The sequence below is a fragment of the Nocardia panacis genome (assembly GCF_003598715.1).
GTDB classification, from domain to species: Bacteria; Actinomycetota; Actinomycetes; order Mycobacteriales; family Mycobacteriaceae; genus Nocardia; species Nocardia panacis.
Window position 1 is genome coordinate 197,264 of the sequence record NZ_QZFU01000010.1, and the last position, 20,483, is coordinate 217,746.

Annotated in this window: 24 protein-coding genes; 4 read left to right on the plus strand and 20 right to left on the minus strand. The window is 63.0% G+C overall.

All coding sequences use genetic code 11. From position 1 onward, the window contains the following. Positions 1–40 precede the first annotated feature (40 nt). A complete protein-coding gene (locus D5S18_RS02855) occupies positions 41–655 on the plus strand; it encodes a TetR/AcrR family transcriptional regulator (RefSeq protein ID WP_120037666.1) in 615 nt (204 codons plus the stop codon). Positions 656–879: 224 nt separating this feature from the next. Here D5S18_RS02855 and D5S18_RS34320 read toward each other — a convergent pair whose 3' ends face one another. The 8 genes from D5S18_RS34320 to D5S18_RS34725 all read right to left on the minus strand — a co-directional run bounded on the left by D5S18_RS34320 (position 880) and on the right by D5S18_RS34725 (position 5,253). Further along, positions 880–2,118 (minus strand): coiled-coil domain-containing protein, encoded by a 1,239-nt coding sequence (locus tag D5S18_RS34320; RefSeq protein ID WP_147403830.1) that lies wholly within the window; start codon positions 2,116–2,118, stop codon positions 880–882. 28 nt (positions 2,119–2,146) lie between these two features. Beyond that, complete coding sequence (locus tag D5S18_RS02865; protein ID WP_120037670.1) at positions 2,147–2,617, minus strand: hypothetical protein; 471 nt, start codon at positions 2,615–2,617, stop codon at positions 2,147–2,149. A 75-nt stretch (positions 2,618–2,692) separates the two neighbouring features. Then, a complete protein-coding gene (locus D5S18_RS02870; protein ID WP_158607781.1) occupies positions 2,693–3,355 on the minus strand; it encodes a histidine phosphatase family protein in 663 nt (220 codons plus the stop codon). Positions 3,356–3,741: 386 nt separating this feature from the next. After that, positions 3,742–3,951 carry a hypothetical protein gene (locus D5S18_RS02875; RefSeq protein WP_120037674.1) on the minus strand — a complete coding sequence of 70 codons (210 nt, stop codon included), beginning with the start codon at positions 3,949–3,951 and terminating at the stop codon, positions 3,742–3,744. After that, positions 3,948–4,148 (minus strand): hypothetical protein, encoded by a 201-nt coding sequence (locus tag D5S18_RS02880; RefSeq protein ID WP_120037676.1) that lies wholly within the window; start codon positions 4,146–4,148, stop codon positions 3,948–3,950. Before D5S18_RS02880 ends, D5S18_RS02875 begins: the two co-directional genes overlap by 4 nt. Before the next feature lie 172 nt (positions 4,149–4,320). After that, the gene (locus tag D5S18_RS02890; RefSeq protein WP_120037680.1) at positions 4,321–4,641 is read right to left on the minus strand and encodes a hypothetical protein; all 321 of its coding nucleotides are present in this window, start codon (positions 4,639–4,641) and stop codon (positions 4,321–4,323) included. Next, positions 4,638–4,802 (minus strand): hypothetical protein, encoded by a 165-nt coding sequence (locus tag D5S18_RS34720; RefSeq protein WP_158607782.1) that lies wholly within the window; start codon positions 4,800–4,802, stop codon positions 4,638–4,640. Before D5S18_RS34720 ends, D5S18_RS02890 begins: the two co-directional genes overlap by 4 nt. Further along, positions 4,795–5,253: a hypothetical protein gene (locus D5S18_RS34725; protein WP_158607783.1), complete on the minus strand. Its 459-nt coding sequence runs from the start codon at positions 5,251–5,253 to the stop codon at positions 4,795–4,797. Before D5S18_RS34725 ends, D5S18_RS34720 begins: the two co-directional genes overlap by 8 nt. A gap of 252 nt (positions 5,254–5,505) precedes the next feature. Here D5S18_RS34725 and D5S18_RS02900 point away from each other — a divergent pair, with 252 nt between their 5' ends. The 3 genes from D5S18_RS02900 (at position 5,506) to D5S18_RS02910 (ending at position 7,160) form a co-directional block, all read left to right on the plus strand. After that, positions 5,506–6,393, plus strand: coding sequence for a helix-turn-helix domain-containing protein (locus tag D5S18_RS02900; RefSeq protein ID WP_120037684.1), 888 nt, complete (start codon positions 5,506–5,508; stop codon positions 6,391–6,393). After that, positions 6,383–6,589, plus strand: a complete 207-nt coding sequence (locus tag D5S18_RS02905; RefSeq protein WP_120037686.1) for a DUF397 domain-containing protein — start codon at positions 6,383–6,385, stop codon at positions 6,587–6,589. Before D5S18_RS02900 ends, D5S18_RS02905 begins: the two co-directional genes overlap by 11 nt. 205 nt (positions 6,590–6,794) lie before the next feature. After that, the gene (locus D5S18_RS02910) at positions 6,795–7,160 is read left to right on the plus strand and encodes a hypothetical protein (protein WP_120037688.1); all 366 of its coding nucleotides are present in this window, start codon (positions 6,795–6,797) and stop codon (positions 7,158–7,160) included. A gap of 77 nt (positions 7,161–7,237) precedes the next feature. Here D5S18_RS02910 and D5S18_RS02915 read toward each other — a convergent pair whose 3' ends face one another. The 12 genes from D5S18_RS02915 to D5S18_RS02970 all read right to left on the minus strand — a co-directional run bounded on the left by D5S18_RS02915 (position 7,238) and on the right by D5S18_RS02970 (position 20,479). Next, positions 7,238–7,942 (minus strand): hypothetical protein, encoded by a 705-nt coding sequence (locus D5S18_RS02915; protein WP_120037689.1) that lies wholly within the window; start codon positions 7,940–7,942, stop codon positions 7,238–7,240. After that, positions 7,943–8,788, minus strand: a complete 846-nt coding sequence (locus D5S18_RS02920) for a phage upper tail fiber protein (protein ID WP_147403831.1) — start codon at positions 8,786–8,788, stop codon at positions 7,943–7,945. A 314-nt stretch (positions 8,789–9,102) separates the two neighbouring features. Next, positions 9,103–9,519, minus strand: coding sequence for a hypothetical protein (locus D5S18_RS02930; RefSeq protein WP_147403832.1), 417 nt, complete (start codon positions 9,517–9,519; stop codon positions 9,103–9,105). A 6-nt stretch (positions 9,520–9,525) separates the two neighbouring features. Next, entirely contained in the window at positions 9,526–9,768 is a 243-nt protein-coding gene (locus tag D5S18_RS02935; RefSeq protein WP_120037698.1) for a hypothetical protein, read from the minus strand. Continuing rightward, positions 9,765–11,072 (minus strand): peptidoglycan DD-metalloendopeptidase family protein, encoded by a 1,308-nt coding sequence (locus tag D5S18_RS02940; protein WP_120037700.1) that lies wholly within the window; start codon positions 11,070–11,072, stop codon positions 9,765–9,767. Before D5S18_RS02940 ends, D5S18_RS02935 begins: the two co-directional genes overlap by 4 nt. After that, complete coding sequence (locus D5S18_RS02945; RefSeq protein WP_120037702.1) at positions 11,069–11,959, minus strand: hypothetical protein; 891 nt, start codon at positions 11,957–11,959, stop codon at positions 11,069–11,071. Before D5S18_RS02945 ends, D5S18_RS02940 begins: the two co-directional genes overlap by 4 nt. Beyond that, positions 11,956–12,690: a hypothetical protein gene (locus D5S18_RS02950; protein WP_120037704.1), complete on the minus strand. Its 735-nt coding sequence runs from the start codon at positions 12,688–12,690 to the stop codon at positions 11,956–11,958. The genes D5S18_RS02945 and D5S18_RS02950 overlap by 4 nt, the downstream gene beginning before the upstream one ends. A 17-nt stretch (positions 12,691–12,707) precedes the next feature. Continuing rightward, the gene (locus tag D5S18_RS02955; protein WP_120037705.1) at positions 12,708–13,247 is read right to left on the minus strand and encodes a phage gene 29 protein family protein; all 540 of its coding nucleotides are present in this window, start codon (positions 13,245–13,247) and stop codon (positions 12,708–12,710) included. Then, a complete protein-coding gene (locus tag D5S18_RS02960) occupies positions 13,247–14,440 on the minus strand; it encodes a Gp37-like protein (protein ID WP_500797134.1) in 1,194 nt (397 codons plus the stop codon). The genes D5S18_RS02955 and D5S18_RS02960 overlap by 1 nt, the downstream gene beginning before the upstream one ends. A gap of 82 nt (positions 14,441–14,522) precedes the next feature. Continuing rightward, entirely contained in the window at positions 14,523–15,029 is a 507-nt protein-coding gene (locus D5S18_RS35545; RefSeq protein ID WP_239003514.1) for a Gp37-like protein, read from the minus strand. After that, entirely contained in the window at positions 14,990–15,889 is a 900-nt protein-coding gene (locus D5S18_RS02965) for a phage tail protein (protein WP_120037707.1), read from the minus strand. Before D5S18_RS02965 ends, D5S18_RS35545 begins: the two co-directional genes overlap by 40 nt. A 15-nt stretch (positions 15,890–15,904) precedes the next feature. Then, positions 15,905–20,479, minus strand: coding sequence for a tape measure protein (locus D5S18_RS02970; RefSeq protein WP_147403833.1), 4,575 nt, complete (start codon positions 20,477–20,479; stop codon positions 15,905–15,907). Positions 20,480–20,483 lie beyond the last annotated feature (4 nt).

The following is a 20,483-nucleotide window of genomic DNA, read 5'->3' on the forward strand; positions in this document are numbered from 1 at the left end:
CGAGGCGGCCGGTGATGTGACACACAGAACGGGAGGGTCGATGACGGCGGCGACGGGTGTGCGCGAGCGCGAGAAGACCAGAGTCAGACAGGAACTCATCGATACCGCACTGCGCCTGTTCGAGGACAACGGCTTCGAACAGACCACCGTCCAGCAGATCGCCGACGCGGTGCGCGTCTCCCGACGCACCTTCCACCGCCACTTCCCCTCCAAGGTGGCGGTCGTCTTCGCCCACGAAGAGGACCTGATGGGCCTGCTGCTCACCGCGTTCGATCGCCGACCACCAGGGGAATCCCCGCTCACCGCCCTGCGCGCGGCCATCCGCGAATTCCTGCTCGACCAATCCAATCCCGACCTGCGCCGCCGGATCGACACCGCCCGCAGGGCCCGCCACCTGCTGGTCACCAATCCCCAACTGCGCCAAGAGAATTTCATCGGCGCACTGGGCCGCCAGCACGCGCTGACCCGCCGTATCGTCGCGCGCTGCGGCCTGCCGGAGACCGATCTGCGCCCGCAACTGGCCGCCGCCTGCTGCTTCGCCGCCTTCGGCGTCGCCCTCGATCACTGGATGCTCACCGCGACCCCGGATATCCCGACCCTGCACCACATCCTGGACGCCACCATCCGCACCTTGCAGCGCGGAGTGGACTTCTAGGGTCTGCGTCGGAGACTCATTCGGATGCATCCGTGGCTCAGCTCGTCGTCTGGCAAGCAGGGGGAAGCACTCCTACACACATGTGTAACCCTTCTGAACAGGGACGATACCAATATTATGACCTTCACCACATAGCGTGGCTGAGTCGATCCGGGTGGCACGAAACCCGATGGCTCAGCGCGCGATGTGACCGATATCCTGCGGAATCGTACCCGCGTCGGATGTCAGTCCCTGGTGCGCTCGATGCCTTTACCCCGACCACCGATATCTCGGCTCCGGCCCTGGACTTGCGGGGGTTCTTGCCCCTCCCGCTCGCGTTCGCTCTCCAAGCCGGGTGCTTGCTGGTGTTGTATGAGCGCGGCCACCTCCGGGCTTATGCCACGCTCCCGTAGTGCTTGGCCGTACGCCTCTCGCGCTTCACGGGCTTCCCGCTCGCGCTGCGCCTTCTCCGAGGCTTCGCGCCGCTGAGCCTCCACCGCTTCGCGGCGTTGGTCTTCACGCTGCACGGCCAATGCAATGCTGTTCAAGTCCTTGACAACATCCTGCCGCCGTTCTTCCCGAGACAGTTCAAAGTTGAGTTCCATCTCGCGGGCTTGCTCTTTGCCCAAGCCAAGTGTTCCAAGCATGTCTCGGGTTTCTTCCCGTTCCTGCTCGCGAACCGCATCCAAGCCTTGCGTGAGGTCTTTGTGGATTTCATAGAGCCGGTCGGCATCTATTGTCCTACCGGCTTCTCGATCTTTCGCGATCTGCTGCGCTTGAGCCTGGATATTCTCGCGGAGTTGTTCGCGCATTCTGGCGGTTTCTTCACGATGCCGGGCTTGTTCTCGCTCCCTCTCTTCTCTCGCTCGCTCGACCCTTTCGCGGGCTTCTGCTCGGCCACGCTCCGCCGCCTCCCGGAATCGCTGCATCTCCCGAAGACGTTCGGCACGTTCGCGCGCCTTCACGATTTCCCGAATATGTTCCAACCGTTTGCGAGCACGGTCCGCGCGGTCCAGTTCGTAAGCCCGAAAGAGTTCGAGTTGCTGCGATACCAAGGACTGCCCGAGTTTCATTGCGCGAAGCGCATCCGCCCTCGCAACCTCCAGACACTCGTAGCGGCCGGGGAAGTCCTTTTCCATCGTCCGAATTTCATCGGCTACTTTGGGGTGGACATTCTCCCCGGCCACCCTCTCCCATGTATCACGTGTGATCTGGCCGGACGCGAGTCCGGACCGTTCTTTCCGCAATTGATGGAGTGCCCGCTCATCAATCTTCCCCGACTTGCGTTCCCTGGCCTCGGTTCCCGTGCCGTCGGTGCGAGCTGAATCCAGAACGCGCTCACCTTTACCGGTTTCAATCCGGAATTGCCGGACCCATCCCCGGTCCGGAGTCTCTCCTCGCTCGTGCGCCCGCCCAAGCTCGAAATATAATCCGCGCTCGTAGTTGCTCAGACCTTTGCGGAATTTGTCGTATTCATCGGGCACGATTGCACCCTCCCCCGCCATGCGGATATTACGAAGAACGCCTCGCGTTCGTGATCACGTAATCGGCCATGTGTGGGCCGTCATCGAACAGGTAGTCGGTCATGGAAACCATGCTATGAATGTTGGTTCCGTCTCCGTTGTGCACCGCTGGGCTGAAATCGCTGTACAGCGGAGCGCCGCTCCATTCGGGCCGGTTGGTCCATGCCATCCCGACCCGCCGCACAAAACATTCACCGTAGAATCGGATGAAACCGTCCGCGGCATCCCTGTTTTCGGGCGAGAGGAACCCGTCGCGGTCGTGGAACAGGTCCTTGGCGGCTTTCAGGATTTGTTCCGTCGTCGGTCGCTTCCACCACTCCGAATCGAAGCCTATAGACGGTGCGGCCTGCGCCAGAAACGCTCGGATACCGGATTCCATTCGTTCGGGTGCAGCCCAATCCAGATAGGCTTGGGTTTTGGCGTCCCAATCGATATCGAAACCGAATTGGTCGTCGCTCACAGTGCCTCCTCGTGTCCAGGTGTGTCCAGGTGCCGAACGCTCCAGTATCTCAGCGTCGGCACCTGGACACGTTGTTCAGCCGCCCAACTCGCGGCAGTGCACCGCCAAGGCCCCCGACAAATGTCCAGTGTCGTTGTGGGCCACCAGGACAGCGCGCCAATCGCCCAGCGAGTACGGGTGCGGCTCGATCTGCCACCGGGTGATACCGGTGTGGTCGATTGTCATCTTGGCGTTCGACGGGATACCGAGAAGGGTCTCAGCGCTCGCGGTGATGTTCTCCACCGACCCGAACAACACGACATGTTGACCGACATGGGCGCTGATCACGTGGTCGAGTGCGAAGCGTATCGATGCCCTGTAGTGGCTCCTGGTCTCCGCACCCGGCGCTACCGGAACATCTCTCCGCAGCAGTAGCGGGTTCTCCTGGCGAAGGCGGCGCAGCGCAGTCCAGGGCATCCCCTCCGCCGCCCCGTACCCGAAATACCGCCAACCCGGCGAGTTCTCGACCGTGAGACCCAACCGCCGCGCGACCGGGACCGCTGTCTCACGCACCCGTGCCAGACGTGTGGAGTAGACGGCGCTGATCGGGTCCTGGCGGTCCTCGGCGCGCAACCGGGTCGCGAGGTGGAGGGTTTGCTCACGCCCGCGCTCGGTCAAGCCGGTACAGGTCTTCTCGCCCCGGATCACCCGTTCGATGTTCGAGACGGCTTCGGCGTGCCGGATGAGAGTCAGCCTCACAGTGGATCCCGCTTCGGTCATGACCGCATCCGCCTGTACATGTATTTGCAGGCTCGCACCGCGTAGACCACACCCGTCGCCACAACTTCCGCCATGACGGCAAGCTTGATGGTTTCGATGATCACCTTTCCCCCTCGTCATCGTCGTGGTACCGCATCGCATCCCGGCGGACCTTGAAAACAGCCAGCGGTGCCGCGATCACGACCACTCTCAGAACCTCGACCCAGCTCACGGCCGCCTCCCCGATCCGACCTCACGCACAGGCCAGTACCGCAGTCCGGCATCACGCCGGACACGAACCCGGTGCCGATCGACTCGCAGCATCTTCGCAATGATCACCGCAGGCACCACCACCGCGAGAATGGTCGCTACCATCTCCATCAAGGTCACGACTCCACCGCCTCGGTAGATGTCGGTTCACGCATTCGTCTTCCTTCTTCTTCGTAATTGTTTGTCTCGCAACTGGTTTCATGGCTCGATGAGGTCATCGCGCTCGCCGAGTCCCCGCGCCGCGACCGCATGATCTGCTCCCACATGACGACCACCAGCCCCCCACCGATGGGCAGCGCCACCGCGAACAGCTCTTCCCAGCTCACGCCCGCACGGCTTTCATCCGGCCCGACTCGGCGGTACGGACTGCTGCGGTCGCGGCCAAGTACTCCATGCGGGCAGTGACCACCGCATCCCGCAGCGGCCCCACCAGCGGGGCTCGCGCCTTGTCCCAGGCTTTGGCGGCACGCTCCCACGCCTTCCGGGCACGGTGGCAGCGGCGGACAACGGTCACCCAGATCACGACCGCATCCCCGGGTTTCTGGACGGACCGGCCCCCGCTTTCGCGGCGTCCAGAAGCTCGGCCACAACCGCCTCCATGCGCTCCCACACCGGCCCCTCGACCGGGCGGCCGACTATGTGCCAGGTGTCCAGGGCGGCGAAATACTCCGTGATCGCACGGGCTTGACGGGAATTCACGACACCCCTGTGGGTGCGATCCGGGTGAACTTCGCCCTCGGCTCCATCACCAGCACATCGGCCAAGCGCATCAGCGCCTCGGGCGGCCGACCGTCTCCGAAATGCTTCAGGCTCGGCACGATCACGGCGGGCACCCCGAGGTTCGCTACCAGAGCGATCAGGGCTCTTTCCGAAGCGAATGGATCGGAAAGAGCCAGGGTCTTGGTGTAGCTGTATCCGAAATCACCTGCGGCGCTGCGCATCAGGGGCTCTATCGCCTGCTGGTGGATACCGGCGATGTCACGGCGCAGGTACCCCAACACATTCGGGCGGGTCATGACCACGCCTCCTCAGAGGGTTGAGTGATGGCACGAATCCCGGCCAGCACGTACGCCACCCACTCCGACGGCGGCAGTTCGAAACGCTCCCCGGTGTCCAATGCCGGATGCATGTGTGTTCCCGGAACCCGTTCCTGCGGTGCCTCTTTCGCCTCAGACATGGGTTTCCACCTTCAGTGCACATTCAGTGATCGCCACCAGTACCGAACGCAAGGACGGCAGAGGCACGTCCACGGCGGGTGACACCACCCATTCCCTGCGCTCGACCCCCGTCGTAGCTGGGGTCGGCAAATCGACTTCCAGCCCGGCGCAGATCTCTCCCACACCGAACCCGCGCAGCGCGCGGTACAGCTTGGAAATCGTCCTGTCCAGATCGGGGCGTACCAGCACCGTCCAGCGGTTGTTTCCAGGATCGCGCAGGATCGGCCCGCACGCACCCGTGGCCCGTGTGAGATGCGCTCGCACCCGCTCGCCCGGCATCACCACCGCACCGACCTGGGAAGATGTCCGCACTGTGATCCGGCCCGTATCGGGATGGAGTGTCACGGGGAAGTTGAACAGGTTGCGGTAGTGGCGGTGTCGCGCTTCCGGCGATTCTGCCTTGGTATCCATCGATAGACCTCTGATCGCTATCGGAGTGAAGTTGGGAGTGCGCCCGGCCCTGGCGTCCCCAGGAAGCGGAGGTCCGTGGGAGGGATGGGACGGAACCCCCAACCGGGCGCACCTTCAGTTCAACACCGGCGAATGCCAGATGGATACGTATGGTGAATATTCAAAGAGATTGATTCAAACACCGAGTAGATACTCACAGTGAATGCGAACATCATTCAGAGTGAATGAACACCCAGGTCGGAGGTAAGACGGATGGATGGTGTCGGGTCTACGTTCCCGCGCAGGCAGTTGGGGCGTCACCTACGCGAGTTGCGGACATCGGTCGGGTTGACGATCGAAGCAGCGGCCGAGCTGATGCAGTGGAGCTTTGCCATGCTCCAGCGCCTTGAGAAAGGGCAGGTGGACAAGGTTCGCGACGTGGATGTCCGGGAGCTGTGCAGGATCTACGAGGCAGACACCGGAGACGTTGACATGCTGATCAAGCTTGCGCGACAAGCCAGCGTGCCCGAGTGGTGGCAAGCATACGAAGACCTGTTGCCCGAGAAGTTCGACGTTTACATCGGCTTGGAGAACTCCGCGAAGAAGCTCGTGGCCTATCAGTCGGAGTTGGTGCCGGGACTTCTTCAGACAGAGCGGTACGCGCGAACGCCGATCACTGCGGGCTTCCCTGAGCAGTCTCCGAGTGAGATTGAGAGGCTAGTTCAGTTGCGAATCAAGCGGCAATCGCTGATCACCCGGTCTGTCGCCCCACTGCATTTGGAGGTTGTGATCCACGAGTCGGTGCTGCGAACCGTGATCGGGTCGCGGCGGGTCATGGCTGAGCAGCTCAAGGCACTTGCTGACGCTAGTACGCGCGACAACATCAAGATTCAGATTCTCCCGTTCGACGCGGGATACCCCACAGGCAATCAGATCGGACCGTTCACCATCATGGATTTCGGCACAGGAGGGAAGGGGCGGCCGGTTGAGCCCCCGGTCGTGTACGTGGAAGGCTTTACAGGAGCGCTGTACGTCGACCGCCCCAAGACCGTACAACGGTATCGTGAGGCACACGGGGTACTCAGGAGTAGCGCTCTTGATGTCCCGGCAAGCCGGAGGAAACTTCGGAATCTCGTAAAGGAGTTGGAACGTGAGCTATGACCTGTCCGGCGCTCGGTGGTTCAAGAGCAGCCACAGCGGAGCGAGCGGGGACTGCGTAGAGGTGGCGCACCTTAGTGGGGGTCGGGTCGGCGTTCGGGACTCTAACAACCCTGGCGGCCCTGCCCTGGTCTTTACCCCGAGCGAGTGGGATGCCTTCCTTGCAGGCGCACGTGACCGCGAGTTCGACCGGCCCTGAGGCGCGACTCCAGACCGCCTGCACTCCAGGTCTTGAAACGCGAAACAGTGCCCCACCTGCACAAATGCAAGTGGGGCACTGGTCTATCTAGATGTCTCGGCCGTGAATCGCATCCACACGTCATATGGAGTGGAAAGCGTTCGGCCGCTACTGTTTTCATGTCAACGGCTGGAGTCGCCCCCGGTTTCGATGGTAGGACTATCCCATGACCGTCCGTTTGAAAGTCGCGGCGATCGGAGCGGTGACCTTCGCAATCGTCCTCGGTGTTGGCGTCCTGTCATGGAGCTACCACGACGGCAAGTCCGCGGACGTGGGCAGCGGCCCGCACGCCGAGATGGTCTCACAATGCCAGCAAGCTGTACGCGACAAGTTGAAGGCACCGAGCACAGCGGCTTTCGGCCCGATGGATGCCAGGACGCCGATGAAGTCCGCTCCGGGGTGGGTGTACAGGTCGTGGGTCGATTCGCAGAATAGTTTCGGGGCACTGCTGTGGGCGGATTTCGAATGCGATGTGTTCGTCAAGGACGGTCGAGTTGTCCAGGTCGTTCCGATCCTGACTCAACGGGAATAGTGGCCGAACGCATGGAATGCCCCGTTTCCATCTGAAGCGATGGACACGGGGCATCTTTATTTTTGGCTGACTCGTGGTCAGATATCGGCGGCGGCCCAATCATCGATTCCCCAGCCCACACTGTCGTAGTTTCCGAGGAAATTCTTGTTGCCGACAACGATGAAGACGGGGCGGCGATAGTCCGGGCCGGTCGGGACGATTCCTGCTGTGTCCACCCATTGGCAGACCTGGGCGCTTCCGATATAGGCAGTGTAGGTGTTGTCGATTGCGGTGAGGCGCAGGCGTGATCCGACGCCGATGTTCAATCCGGTTTTCTGTGCACGTTCGGTAGATTTCCCGGTGTTGTCGTAGCTGTAGATCGAGGCTTGGTTATCCCACATCTGGGCTACGACACCGGTACTTGATCCCGCTTTGAATCGTGCGCCGACACTGACCCCGTATCTGTTCGCGTTCAAAAGATTTTCTAGCCCGTCCTTGGGCGATACTGCGACCGCCGATACTTCGATATCGTCGGTAGCTAGCGGCTGTCGCCAAACACCCCAATAGAAATTGGTCACGCCGGCCGATTTCTCATCGGGCCGACCAGCGGCATTTCCGTATATGTAGGCCGAGAGGCCCGACGTATCCCAATTCGGCCCGAGTGGACCATTGGCGCGGTCGAAATTATCGGAGAATTCCTGCCGATTGGTCCAGATCAACGATGTTCCGACCGATATTCTCCGGACTCCTGCGCCGCCGATGCTGATGGCCTTGATTTCGCTGGCACCGATGCTTTGCCCCAATTACGCCGTCCTCAGATAGACGGTATTCGGATCTTTCGATGCCAGTGCGGTGTACTGGGCTTCGGTGCCTACCCAGAGTGTGAGGGATCGAGGGCCGGACTGGTCGCTGCCGGTTACCCGCCCGGTCGCGAGTTTGGCAGTGGTCACTGCGCCGTCCGCGAGCTTCGCTGTGGTCACGGCCTGGTCTGCGAGGTCGCTGGTCGGGACACCGCCCGCGGGCTTGGTGTACTTCGCTCCGATCGTTGCCGCCGTGGTAGCCGCGTACGAGGCATCATTGCCGATGGCTGCCGCGAGCTTCTTGAGCGTGTCCAATGCGGTTGGCGCGGAATCCCGCACTGTGGCAATCGCATTTGCAGCCGCCCCAGAGGGCTCTTTGGAATCGATGGCGGTTTGAAGCCCGGTCACATCCGTGATGGCGTGCGAATGGCCTGGCTGACTGGCGGTATCCGCTTTTGCCAGGGACGCCCGAATTTCGGGTTTCAGTTTCGGCGCGGCGACTCCATCGTCGGGCAGTACCGCGCCGACTGCGGCATCGGCCCACTTTTTCGCGTCGGTGGCAGATTTGGCGGCGTTGGTTGCGGAATTCTGCGCTTGGTCGCGCCAGCCTGCCAGCGAATCAACTTCCGGCAGAGATATCGGCGTGAGGTCGGTTGCTGCGACTGTGAACACGAGCGTGGAACCATTGCGTCGGGCGGCTGTTACGCTGTCGCCTTTCGGTCCGGTGTCGCCTTTCGGGCCGATATCTCCGCGCACGCCTGCCATGGGTACCAATAGACCACCGCCGGGGGATTCGAATGGCATCGTAGTCGGCACGTTGGGCGGAACGGGGGTCAGTTGTTCTGTCACTGTTGCGGCCACCTCTTTACATATCCGAACTGGAGCACCGATCTATCCGGCGGCGTGGTGTTGTCGTCTGCGAATACGAGCCGATACAGAGTGCGCGACAGGATCACGCTGTGTATTTCATATTGGGTTCGAACCGACGCCCATTCGCCCGAGATTGTGAAGACCCACTTGTCGCCGACTTTGCCGTCTGCGCCGTTCAGGAACTCCAGATTCAGTCGAACCCGACCGGGAACCCGCCTGCCCAGCGGTAGGACCATTTGAAATCTTCCCCGTCGGTGAGGTTCAACGTGTAGATGGGCGCGATGCGCCCGATTTCACCGCCTGCCATCTTCCCCCCTGTACTGCGCCAACTCTCGTCGTAGCGCCGCGATTTCGGCGCGAGCCTCGACCAATTGATCCTTCAGTTCGGCTATTTCGCTTTGATGGCGTGCACGGTCTTCGGTGCGTTGGCGTTCGTGTCGTTCCGCGTCGGCTTGCCGTGCTGCGGCCAACGACTCGAGTTGGGCGCTCACCCCGGCCAACTGAATCGAGAGCGTCGCTGTGCGTTGATCGTTCAGCAGCGCGTATGCCGCTTCGAGGTGCCGCAGTCGAGCGACTCTCCGAACGCGTCGCCCGGAAGCGAACGCGAGGATCGGTGCGAGGATTGCCCGGACCTTCGGGACTGCGGCGGCCGCCATGGTCAAGACCGCAGCGGCCACCCCCGCCCACATCACCCACGGATGCTGATCCACTACGGCCTACCGGACCGGGCGCGCGGCCAACCACGGTGCGTAGGTCTCGATGACCGCGTCAACCGCCGGAAGCGCCATCAATCGAGTGATGAGCGCCGTCACAGCGAGTACCTGCGCGCCGTACACGGTTTGGTCGACGCCGGTTGTGGTCAGCAGGACGGGTATCACTGACAGCAGCGCGACGAGTACCGCGACCGCGGTTCGTGCCGTGGCCCGCCAACCGTGCTGTACCTGGGTGGCCTGGTTCATGCCGACGCTCCTTCGCCGTGACTCGCTGCCGCCGCCATCGCGGTTTCGAGTGCCGCGAGTCTGGTGCGGATATCGCCGATCGAATCGACCAGGGTCATGGGAGCGCCGTCCTTGCTCCCGAGCTGTGCCCAGCCCGGATACTCGCCCACGTTCGGACTGCCGGTGAGCTGTGCGCGAATGTCGCGGACCGCCGCCAGGATGTCTTCGGATGCCGCCATCTCTTCCCCCTCTTGTTGTCTGCCGAACAGCTCGGCTAAATCGTTGCGTGAACCGCGGAATGCATTCACGTCCAAAGTCATGCCTGCTACCTGTCCCCGGTCGCTGAATTGCAGGATGGCTACGGTGTTTCCGCCGTACCCTGTCCAGCGGGAATCGTCATCACCCGGATACAGCACGGACGCGGGCAACCCGCCACCGAGCACGTAGCTCGACGCCATCAACGGCGGCAGGCCCGCGAGATCCGGGGAACCGATGTGATCGCGCCAGTACCACTGGGGCAGGTACACCAGATTCACGACGTACCCGCGCGCCCGGAATTCGGCGCACACCGCGCGCAGGGTGGAGATGTCTCCGGAGCCTTCTTCGTGGTCGAGCATCACTGGATAGGCGCGGTTCGGTTCGACGCGTTCGTAGTTGTCGACCTGCGCGGCCGCATCCTCCTGGGACACGTAGTGATACGCGCCGAACAACAGGCCCGCGTCGGCGGCCTGGTCGCGCTGGGTTGTGTACTCCGGGCTCACATAGTCCGTACCCTGGCTGGCCTTCGCCAACACAAAGGCGAACCCTTCCCGCGCGACCCGCGCGAGATCGATTCCGGCTTGCCAACCGGAGATGTCGATACCGTAGTGCGTCATCGGGTCCCCCTTCTGCGCCAATGGTCGGGTACCGGGTTCAGTCGCTCCTTCGAGCCACGGTGCCGGATCGATCTGCGACCCGGCGCGCCACACCGATGGATGCACCTCGAAATGGCAATGCAGACCAGTGGATTCCCCAGCACTGCCGACGTAGGCGATCACCTGGCCCGCGTCCACCCAATCGCCAACCGACAAACCGGTCGCGTACGCGTCCCACATGTGCCCGTAGACCGTGGCGCCGCCGCCCGCGGACTCGGGATGGTCGAGAACGATCCACTGCCCGAAACCCTGTGCCGCACCGATATACGCCACGGTGCCGGCCTGCGCGGCGTAGATGGGAGTGCCATCGGCCGCTGCGAAGTCGAGGCCATAGTGGAGCGTGCCCCAGCGCGGTCCGAATCCGGAGGCGAGTGTGTAGGTGCCCTCTGCCAGTGGCATGTATCGAGTCATTGCAGCTTCCCCCCATCAGGTACCGATGGTGTGTAGATCTTGTTCGTTGCGTCTTTCGACCAGCGGGTTGCGGTCAATCCGGACATCACTGAGCCGCCCCGCAGATTGCACTCCGCGACCGACACGGCCGCCCCTCGAGTGGAGGCGATGCCGTCGTATCGCATGGTCACCCGCACGTATGCCCAACTTTCCGGTGCCGCAGGATCGTTCTCCGGTGGCATGTCATCCAATACGACCGTGTGCGCGAATGTCGTGGTGAATGGTGTGGAGACGATCGTGAACAGTTGCGCGCTGTATACGGCGACGTTGGTCAGCGCGTCGCATTGTCGGACGGTCAGCAGATCGCCTTTGCCGTTGAAGACCTCGATCCAGTAAACGGGGGCGATCGGGTCGTAGCTGATCAACACAATGAAGTAGGGCGGGGTCGCGATAGGAACGATCAGTTCGTTCGTGGTATGCCCGACACTCGTCAGATGGGTATCCACTCGCCACAGGCCACCGGCTTTCAGGACCAGCCAACCCGACTTGTCTCCGCTCGGCTTGACGACACCAGCGTGCTTGACGGGGCCGACGCCGGTGTCGAACGGAAGCACCACTTTCGCACCGGCCCGCACACTCCAGTTCCGCCCGAGGTACGCGGACGCGAACCCCGATACCCCACGCAGGAGGTCCAGCCGATTCGACAGCGCCGCTTGCCCATTCAGCACCGACGCCAATCCATCGTCGTTGGCTCTCCACTGCTTCCGGAACGTGTCCTGCGCGCCTTGCCACGCCTGTTTGATCGGTAGCCCCATCTGTTGACGGGTCCCGTCCTCGGTCTGGTCGGCACCGAACCGACTGCCGATCGTGTAGGCACCGTCCGGGCGGTTGCCCGATGGTGTGGTCACGACAGCACCCCACCATCCGGCACGGTCGGCGCTTGCACGTTGTTGTCGGTGCGCGAGTCCCACTTGTTCACCGACAACGCCGATTTCACGGTCCCGCCGTCGATCCAATGCCAATCCTTCGGATGTGCGGCATGACACTGCACAACGAATTTCTGGTCTTCGGGAATGACGAATGTGTGGGAGAAAGCGCAGGTTTCGGGACCATACGGCGTGATCACGCCGTCGAATTCCTTCTCCGTGTACACCGCGCCGCTATCGGCATACAGCACCACGATTTTCGTTTGACCGGCCGTGTTGCTCTGCCCCCACCCGCTCGGCGCGGGCCGCCATGTCAGATGCGCGTCCGCGCGCCAGAGTCCCTTACTCAGCAGTCGAATCCCGTTCTGCGCCAACTCAGTTCCCTTCCGGGGGCCGAGCTGGGAGTCGAACGGGAGTCGCCGGTACGCGCCGCCCGCGAGCTGCCAGTTGGCGGACAAGAATAGGCTGCAATACCCGGACACGCCTTCGAGTAGGTCCAGCCGGTTGTTGAAGTCGAGCTGGCTGTCCCGAAAGTCATTGAGCCGGTTTGTGATGCCGTCGTTGACCTGCTTGATGCCGGTTTGGGCATCCTGATACCCGCCGAGGACGTTGCCGCGCAGCAACTTTCGCACGTCCGCTTCGGTGATGCCCTGCCCGTATCTACTACCGAGGGTCCAGGCCCCGTCCGGCGCGTTCTGGCCCGGCATGGTCATGGACTGGTCACCTCCTTCTAAACGCCGGGGTAGCGGCGCATGATCCCGTCACGGCGCTTTCCGGTCATCTCGGTCGCTATCACTCGACGCCGCTCACCGGGCGACGCGTTCATCAAATAGCCGAGGACGAATGACACCGAGTGATCCGCCGGGTTGAACTGCGGACCCACGACTTCCGCGCCTTCGGCCGCGGTCGGTCGATCACCGATCCGGCCGAGCTGCCGCAAGCGCTCGAGCATGACCTCTTGTTCGTGCACGGTGTATTCGGCTGGATCGGGGATGCTGATGGGCTCGGTGTCGGGTTCATCGATACCGACCACCTGCATGGACGGATTCAGGGCGTGTTGCTGGCCGCGCCAGGGCGGCCGAATCTTCTTCGTCTGCAATTCCGGGTGGTGCCGGAATCCCAAGTCCCAGAAGAGTTCCGACCATTCGGCGCGGGCTTCGGGCTGCACGATCAGTGGCGTTGTCCCATAGAACGGCAGGCAGACGAAAGCCCATTGGTACGCCTCTTTCGGATCTTCCGGATCGCAATTTTCCTGTGTCGGCAGACGCATTACCCGAGCACCCCGAGATCACGCAAAATTCCCAATATCTCCTGGAATTGTTCCCATGCCTTGACGACCGGGTCCTCCGGTTCCCGCTCGCCGAGGACGATATGCCATTTCGGGGCTTGGTCCCGTGACCATTCTAATGTCAGCTCCGATACGCGTTCGATGTTGATCTGACCGGGTGGAAGCCCCAGTGCTGCCACGCCTATGCGTGATCCGATGTAGTAGTGGCCGTGCCCGTTCTGGCCTACGCGCCACCCTCCGGCCCCGTCTTCGATCGTGACTTTCAGTCGTGTTGTTTCGCGTGTTTCCCAGAGCGCCGTTCGCATGGCCAGCAGCCAGGCGATTGTGTAGGCTTTGTCGCCGTTCGGGCCGAATCTTTCCTTCAGATGGAATTGGCCGAGGCGGGCGATTCTGTCCGCATCTTTCCACGCACCGAATGCCATGAAGACGTTGCTGTAGATGGGGTGCAGAATCGTGTCTGCGACATTTCCGAGATCGGGCACCCCCGGAATGAGGGCGAGCAGTGATCCCGCCAGTTTTATTGCCGCCGAGATGCCTTCGTTCACGCCCGGCATCGAGGAACCACCGGCGACTACCTGAACATCGGATGCCGGTTTCCACGAGTACTCCGATGTTTGTACGGCACCGTATTCGTTTTCGTGGTAGATGATTCCCGGAACGGCCGCGAGGGTGCCTTGCCATCCCGGTCGGTAGTATTCGGTCGGCATATTCGGGTCCGGTGCCTTGTCGACCGCGTCCCATTTTCCGTCCGGTGTCGTGATGATCTTCTCGTGGCGTAGTCCGGTGAATACGTCTCCGCCGAACGCGGTGCCGGTTCGCGCGCCGGAGTGGTCTACGGCATCGATCACCAAGCAGCCGTGCCGGAGCTTCGCCCCCGGCCACGGTGGTTCGTCCCCGTCGAGGTAGCGGCGCACTTCCCAGGTGAGTTGCGCGTCCTTCATGACGTTCTTGGTGGCGTCGTGCAGTGTTTTGAATCGGGAATGAACCACTGCGGTGACAGATTCGTCCGGGGTCAAATCGGGCTTGACTATCATGGTCCAGTTCTGGCCCGCGAAGTCGCCCCACTGCCGAAAGTCGAGCGGATTGTCCGGCAGCATCCACAGCGATTGTTCCAGCCGTCGGATTTGCGCCATTGCCGTGGTCTTCACTGCCCAGCGCGCTTTGCCCCAGGCCAGCCAAAGTTTCGGAAACTGAAATTCCGCCGGAGTGAATGGATTTGCTCATCGACTTGTGCCGAGGTCTGCTCCCCCACCATTTTCAGGCGGGGGAGCAGACCCAGCACAGAACATGTTTCAAATTCTCGTAGTCATGCTTGAAAATCAGGCGAACAAACCGCTTCCCATCGCGGTCCTTGATGACCAGGAGTTCATCGAGAGCGCCACTCCACCGCGACCCGTCTTTGTCGACGGTCACGAATACGCCAGTGGTCTTGCGCTGTTGAACATCGATCAGCCATTTGGACAGGTAATAGTCGAGCGGCATTTCCAGCTGACCCGTACCCGTCTCGTTCAACAGCACTTGAAACGATGCCGAGATGGTCTTTGTCACCGTGCCGCGATAGTTGAGATCACCGTCCCACAGGCGTACCTCCGGCGTATGGAGTCGGCGCTCCATTTCCGCGTCGAGTCGACTGGAGATATCCGCGAATACCTTGTCGAAGTCGATTGTTGGAATCGTGGCCGTAGCCATGCTGTTCCCCCCAACGAATGTTTGTGGTGCTCGGATCAGCCGATCAGCAATGGTGAGGACCAGTTGCGGCGACACCGCACCTGGACCCCCACCCCGGCGGGCGCACCCGACACTCCCACCTCTATTCGCGTCGGCCGTGTTTCCGGTGGCACCGGGTACATGAATCTGACGCCGTTCATCCGCTGATATATCTGGGTATCGATGTCGGAAACGACTTGCGCGGTATCAGGATCGGTATCCACCCGCAGATGCTCGCCCGCGATCAGTGTTGGTAGCTGAATGACTCGGTTCTTGTCTGCGTCGGCGCGTTCGTGCCGGTCCGAGCCCCACGAGTAGTCAGGTAGCCGATATTTGGCACCGGCGTACGCCTGCACTACCCATACGAGCCACATAGGGTAGTCGCACGGATTGGCTATCGTGACCTTGCCGTAGGCCCAACTGCCGTCCGTGGTGTCGATCGTGCTGACCCATTTCGCTGTCGCATCGGGTTCTTTCCAGCGCGGATCCCCCGCAGTCACAAATGTTTCGACGCGACCATGGCGGCGGACGAAAGGATCGGTCTCAGGGTTGAACCCCGGAGTCTTGGTCAGCCGCCCGGCGAGGTAGCGGCGCGAGTTCGCGGTGGACACCCACAGCCGAGAGTCGCGCGTTGTCGACCAGGCCCGCCGCCACCCCGAATAGCTCTCTCCCCAGGACCCGTGCTCGGTGGGAAGGATCTCCACCCCGAGATGCAGATCCTTGCGGTTGACCGTGACGCCGTCCGGTGTGGCCCCGAGCTGGAAAGCGTGGGAATACCAACGTGTCTCGAACGGCTCATCGTCCAGCAGTCCTTCGGGTTTCTCGCCCAGGACCACTCCGCGGTCGCCCTGATTCGGGCCGTACAACGTGAACCAGTCCCCCCGCCAGGATTCGAGTTCGACCACCAGGTCAGCCACACGCCCCCTTTGTATCTATCGACGGCTGAAGCTCAATGCTTGCCGTCTCTGCTCGGCCCGCCATGCCGCCATGGCCGAATCAATGTCTGTCACTTGGAAAGTCACGTTCGGCCGGTTCGCCAACACCGCGTGCAGATCCTCGAGCGAAACCCCCGCACCCCGAGGCACCGTGAGGTTGCCCGCGAACGCCCGCACCTGCGCCGGGCTATTGAAGATGGGCTCGGGCCGGTTGCTCAGGTTGACGGCCATCTGTCCCGGTTCCAGCCAGCCGCCGGAGTCGTAGACGGCTGTGCGCCTACGTACTTCGCGCGCCCATTCCGGAACCCCGGCAGCCGGGTTGTAGCCGAGCTGTTTGTCCACCTGATCGCGGGCGGGTGGATTGATCGCCGCGAGTGCCGCTCGTACGTTGGCGATGGCGTCGGCTCCGCCGCTGCCGCCCTCCTCCTTCGACTTGTCCCAGTCCCGTGCAATGGCGATTCCCTGATCGGCGACGCTCCACCATCGGGATTGGCCGATCTCGGGCGACAGTTGCTCCTTGATGGCGTCGAAGGCGACTCCGACCAGGTCCGATCCGGCTTTCTGTAGGACGCCTTTGAGTGTGGTAGGCCGGTCGGCGCTGCCGTCGGAGCTGGTGCCGCGCGCCTGGTTCTTCAGCGCCCGTTGCAGTTCCGCTGCGGCGAGCTTGGTTTCCACGTCGTCGGGGCCGTAGTCGTCGGATGCCTGTTCGTACTTGTCGCGGGCGTCCTGTACGGCCTTGTCGAGCGCGAGTTGCCGGGTTTCCCGATCGGTGTACTCGTGGTCGGGCAACGGTAGGTCCATGGGGATGCGGGAACCGTCTTCGACGTCGCCCACATGGTCACGTTGCCACTCCTTCTTGCGGATCTTCCGCTGGATCGATTCGATTTTCAGGTCCGCGTCGCGTTTGTCGGCGTCGGTCGCCTTCGAGCGTGCGCGGTCGAGCTTCTGCCGCTTCTCTCGCGCTTGCTGGAGATCGGTCTCGAGCTGGCTGAGCTGTAGCTTGTCGTCCTCGGTCCACTCGATGACCCGACCGCCCGACATGCGCGAGTTGTAGCCCGCGACAAGCGCATTCGGCAGATAGAACCGGAACGGGAACTGTGCGTCGAAGGCACCGGCGCGGGCCCCGCCGATACCGGAGGTGCCGAGCTTCCCGCCCGCTTCGACATTCTGTCCCGCGATGGTGGCGGCCATGTGCTCCGGACCGGCACCGATCACGAAGTACGTTCCCGCCGGTCCCACGCCCGGTTTCAAGCCGAACCTATCGGGGTTGTCGAGAAGCGTGTAGGTGGTATAGATGCGGTGCGTGTTCCGGCCGAGACCTTCCGCGATCTGCTGGAGCCAGCCGATGAAGCCACTGCAATCGAATCCGGTCAGCAAGGTATCGCCGCCGAGGACGTATTTCATGCCCTCTGCCTCGCGGGCGGCTTTGATCGCTTCCTGGATGCCGGTCGGGGTGCCGCCCCGAGCGAACCGCAGCCCGCCCGCGCGGGCCCGCGCCCGCAGCCCGTACATGGCGTCCTGGCCGCCGACCGCAGCCACCTCCGCAGCGGTCCACACATGCTCACCCGCCGACAGCAACGCCGGGATCGAATCCGATGTGGGACCGCCCAACCCGAAGATCGGGCCACCCCCCGCGCGCGGGTGCGGGGGAGCCTGAGGCGATGGCGGCGACGACAGGTAGTACTTCATCCAATCCGGGTAGCCCGGTGCCAATGGCACCGTGACCGGCTCCGGCTTGAAATCCCGTATCGCCGTTTCGATATCGCCCATATCGGCGCGCAGGACCCACTTGTTCTTGTCCGCCGCCAGTTGGATATCGACACCGAGTCCGGCCAGGGAGTTCCTGGCGTCATCGGTGAGGAAGTCGAGCCCGACCGTGGCCTGCCCATCGTGGGCGTGCAGCATTTGAAGGATCGTGCCGATGCGTTGGGTCACGTCGTCCGCGCCCCGCATCCGCACCATGAGTTCGATATCGGCAGGGAGATATCCGACCGTCGCGGCGACATCCCGCAGCTTGTCCGCGGACAAGCCCGACTTCTCCGCCAGCACATCGAACGCTCTGTTCGCTCGTTCGAATACCTCGGGCAGTCTCTCGCCCTTGGCCGCCGCATCGATCGCCGCATCGGTGACCCGCTTCAGCTCGTCATGAAGCAGTCCCGCGTTGGGAAGCGCGTCCGGCCCGAGGTCGACACGTTGCTGATCAGCACTCAGCAACGCCGCCCCGCGCCCGTCTGATGCGGCCCAGGGCTCGGCCCGCATCTGCTCGACGACGGCGAGCTGGGCGCGCGCGGCGTCGGCGGCATCGCGATAGCCGCCGTTCATCGCGGACAGCGCGTTGTGCATCGCTTGCGCACGCCGCCCCGCCGTACCGGTCTCGTCAGCGAGGCTCCGCATGGCGTCACGCAACGCGTACACGCCCGGAGTCGACGTGCGGGCGACATCGGCTGCGCGTTGGATCTCATCCCGTGCCCGTGTCAGGGTCTCCGCCAAACCCTCGCCGGCAGTGCCCCGGTCGGCGGTGATCCGCTCGATGAGCGCGTTCGATCTGGTGTCCGACAGGATCGAACCCAGATCATCGAGGCTGTACCCGGATTTGGCGAGGGTCGAGGTCAGCAGCCGGTATTGGTCGCCGAGAGACGACACCCGGTTGTAGCCGCGTTCCCACTCGTCGTTGCGGCCGAAGACGTTTCCCGTGGCGTTGTCGATCCAGTGACCGACGTTCGCGTACCAGGCGTGCCCGTCTTTGCCCCACGTGGTGACCTCGGCCAGTCGACCACTCGCCATGCGCCCGGCCGCGGATTTGGCCTGCTCATCGAACGCGCCGTTGGCGCGCTGGATCGCCGCGCCCAGCTCGGCCTCCGCCTTGGTTGCGTCGACCGCCGCGTCGCGGATCCGCTCGGCGTTGTATCGGGCTTGGGTCGCCCCCTCGAGCGAGCCCGCGCCCAACACGGTAGCGGTAGTCAAGGCCGCGCCCCACGGTCCGCCCACCGCACCCAGCAGACCCCGGAATCCGCCTGCGACAGCACCGATTCCGGCCGTGACACCGCGCACCTTCCGTCCCGCGGTCTCAGCGGCGGTTCCGGTCCGCCCGAGCGCCGTCGCGGCGGCCGTCGCGGCGTCGGCGCCACGCGCCCCGGCCCCCTGCAACCTCGCCAACTCCGCGTTGACCTTGCCGAGCCCGGTCACCCCCAACACGATGCCGGTGGCGCGGCCACCGAGAACGGCACCCGCGCCGGACAGGCCGCCACTGCGTGCCAATGCTCGCGTCGATTCGGCGATGTTCGCCATGGGCCGCACCAGACCCGCGATGACGCTCGAGACAGCGCGCAGGCCCAACCAGGCCGTTACGAATCCGGTCACCGCGCCGGTGTGTTGCTCGAACCAGGTCAGCAGCCGGACGACCCCACCGAGTAGGGGTGTCAGGGTTTGCAGAGTGCCCAGCAGTACATTCCAGGCACCGGCCCCCACGGCCGCACCGGCCTTCAGGCTCGCTTCGGCGAGCTGACGCACTCCCGGTGCCAACTGGGTGACCGTATCGCGCAGAACTGTGAAGGTGTCGCCGATCTTGCCGCCGAACAACCCCGCGCCGTCGTGCAGTTGACGGAAGACCCCGAGGGCTCGCGGCCCCCACTCGTTGACCGCGAGGTCGTCCAGACGCTTGGCCAGCACGGCCACCTTCGGTGTCACCAGGTCGACACGTTTGGACCAGTCCGTGAACCAACCGGTCATTCGCGAGAACACGGGCGCTTCGGCCGCTTCGCCCACGCGGGCTATGGCATTGCGCAGATTGCCAAAGGTCGTTTTGACGGTGCCGCCCATCGTTTTGGCGGCACCGCCGATCTTCTTTTCGATGATCGCGGCCAGGACATCGGCACTGATATTGCCGTCCTTCTGCCACTTCATCAACGCTTTCCCGCTCAGCCCCGAGTACTCTTCGAGCCATTTGCGGACCGGCAGTCCCAGAATGCCGAGCTGCCGAATCTCGGTACCGTACGCCCGACCCTGGGAAACGACCTTGTCCATGATCTGAGTGACCCTGGACAGCGGTTGATGGGTATAGACGGCGGCATCGCCCAAGGCACGCAGCCAGGTGGACATCTTGTCCCCGGACCGCACGCCCGCGGCCGATGCCATCGCGGCCGATTGCAGCATCTCGGGCAAAGTGAGAGCGGTGCCCTTGACGATCTGATCGGCCTCGCCGATCAGTTTCTTGATCTCGATACTGCTCTTGCCCAGCGCGTGTAACTGCGCCTCGGCCTGCTGCTTGATGTTCAGACGCTCGAAACCGCCCTTGACAGCGGAATCGAAAACCTGATTGAAACCCTTCGAGATCAGGTGACCGGCCCGGCTACCGATATCACCGAGAAATCCGCCGCGAACCCAATCCGACGCCGCCGACTGAAGACCACCCGAAACACCGGACCCGATCGAAGAACCCATGGATTTGCCCATAGAATTCCCCGCACGGGTAGCGTGGGTTTCCGCCAGTCCCAGCGCGGCCTTGACCTGTCCGGGTATTTTGCTGGTGTCCGCGACAATCGACACATACGCCGCAGCCAACTCGATAGCCACGAAC

What these genes read in the sequence shown, in the direction of transcription:
- D5S18_RS34725 (WP_158607783.1), bottom strand. Translation starts at nt 5,253, where the DNA reads ATGGATACCAAGGCAGAATCGCCGGAAGCGCGACACCGCCACTACCGC.
- D5S18_RS02900 (WP_120037684.1), top strand. Translation starts at nt 5,506, where the DNA reads ATGGATGGTGTCGGGTCTACGTTCCCGCGCAGGCAGTTGGGGCGTCAC.
- D5S18_RS02955 (WP_120037705.1), bottom strand. Translation starts at nt 13,247, where the DNA reads ATGCGTCTGCCGACACAGGAAAATTGCGATCCGGAAGATCCGAAAGAG.
- D5S18_RS02855 (WP_120037666.1), top strand. Translation starts at nt 41, where the DNA reads ATGACGGCGGCGACGGGTGTGCGCGAGCGCGAGAAGACCAGAGTCAGA.
- D5S18_RS02935 (WP_120037698.1), bottom strand. Translation starts at nt 9,768, where the DNA reads ATGAACCAGGCCACCCAGGTACAGCACGGTTGGCGGGCCACGGCACGA.
- D5S18_RS02950 (WP_120037704.1), bottom strand. Translation starts at nt 12,690, where the DNA reads ATGACCATGCCGGGCCAGAACGCGCCGGACGGGGCCTGGACCCTCGGT.
- D5S18_RS34720 (WP_158607782.1), bottom strand. Translation starts at nt 4,802, where the DNA reads ATGTCTGAGGCGAAAGAGGCACCGCAGGAACGGGTTCCGGGAACACAC.
- D5S18_RS02940 (WP_120037700.1), bottom strand. Translation starts at nt 11,072, where the DNA reads ATGACTCGATACATGCCACTGGCAGAGGGCACCTACACACTCGCCTCC.
- D5S18_RS02890 (WP_120037680.1), bottom strand. Translation starts at nt 4,641, where the DNA reads ATGACCCGCCCGAATGTGTTGGGGTACCTGCGCCGTGACATCGCCGGT.
- D5S18_RS02910 (WP_120037688.1), top strand. Translation starts at nt 6,795, where the DNA reads ATGACCGTCCGTTTGAAAGTCGCGGCGATCGGAGCGGTGACCTTCGCA.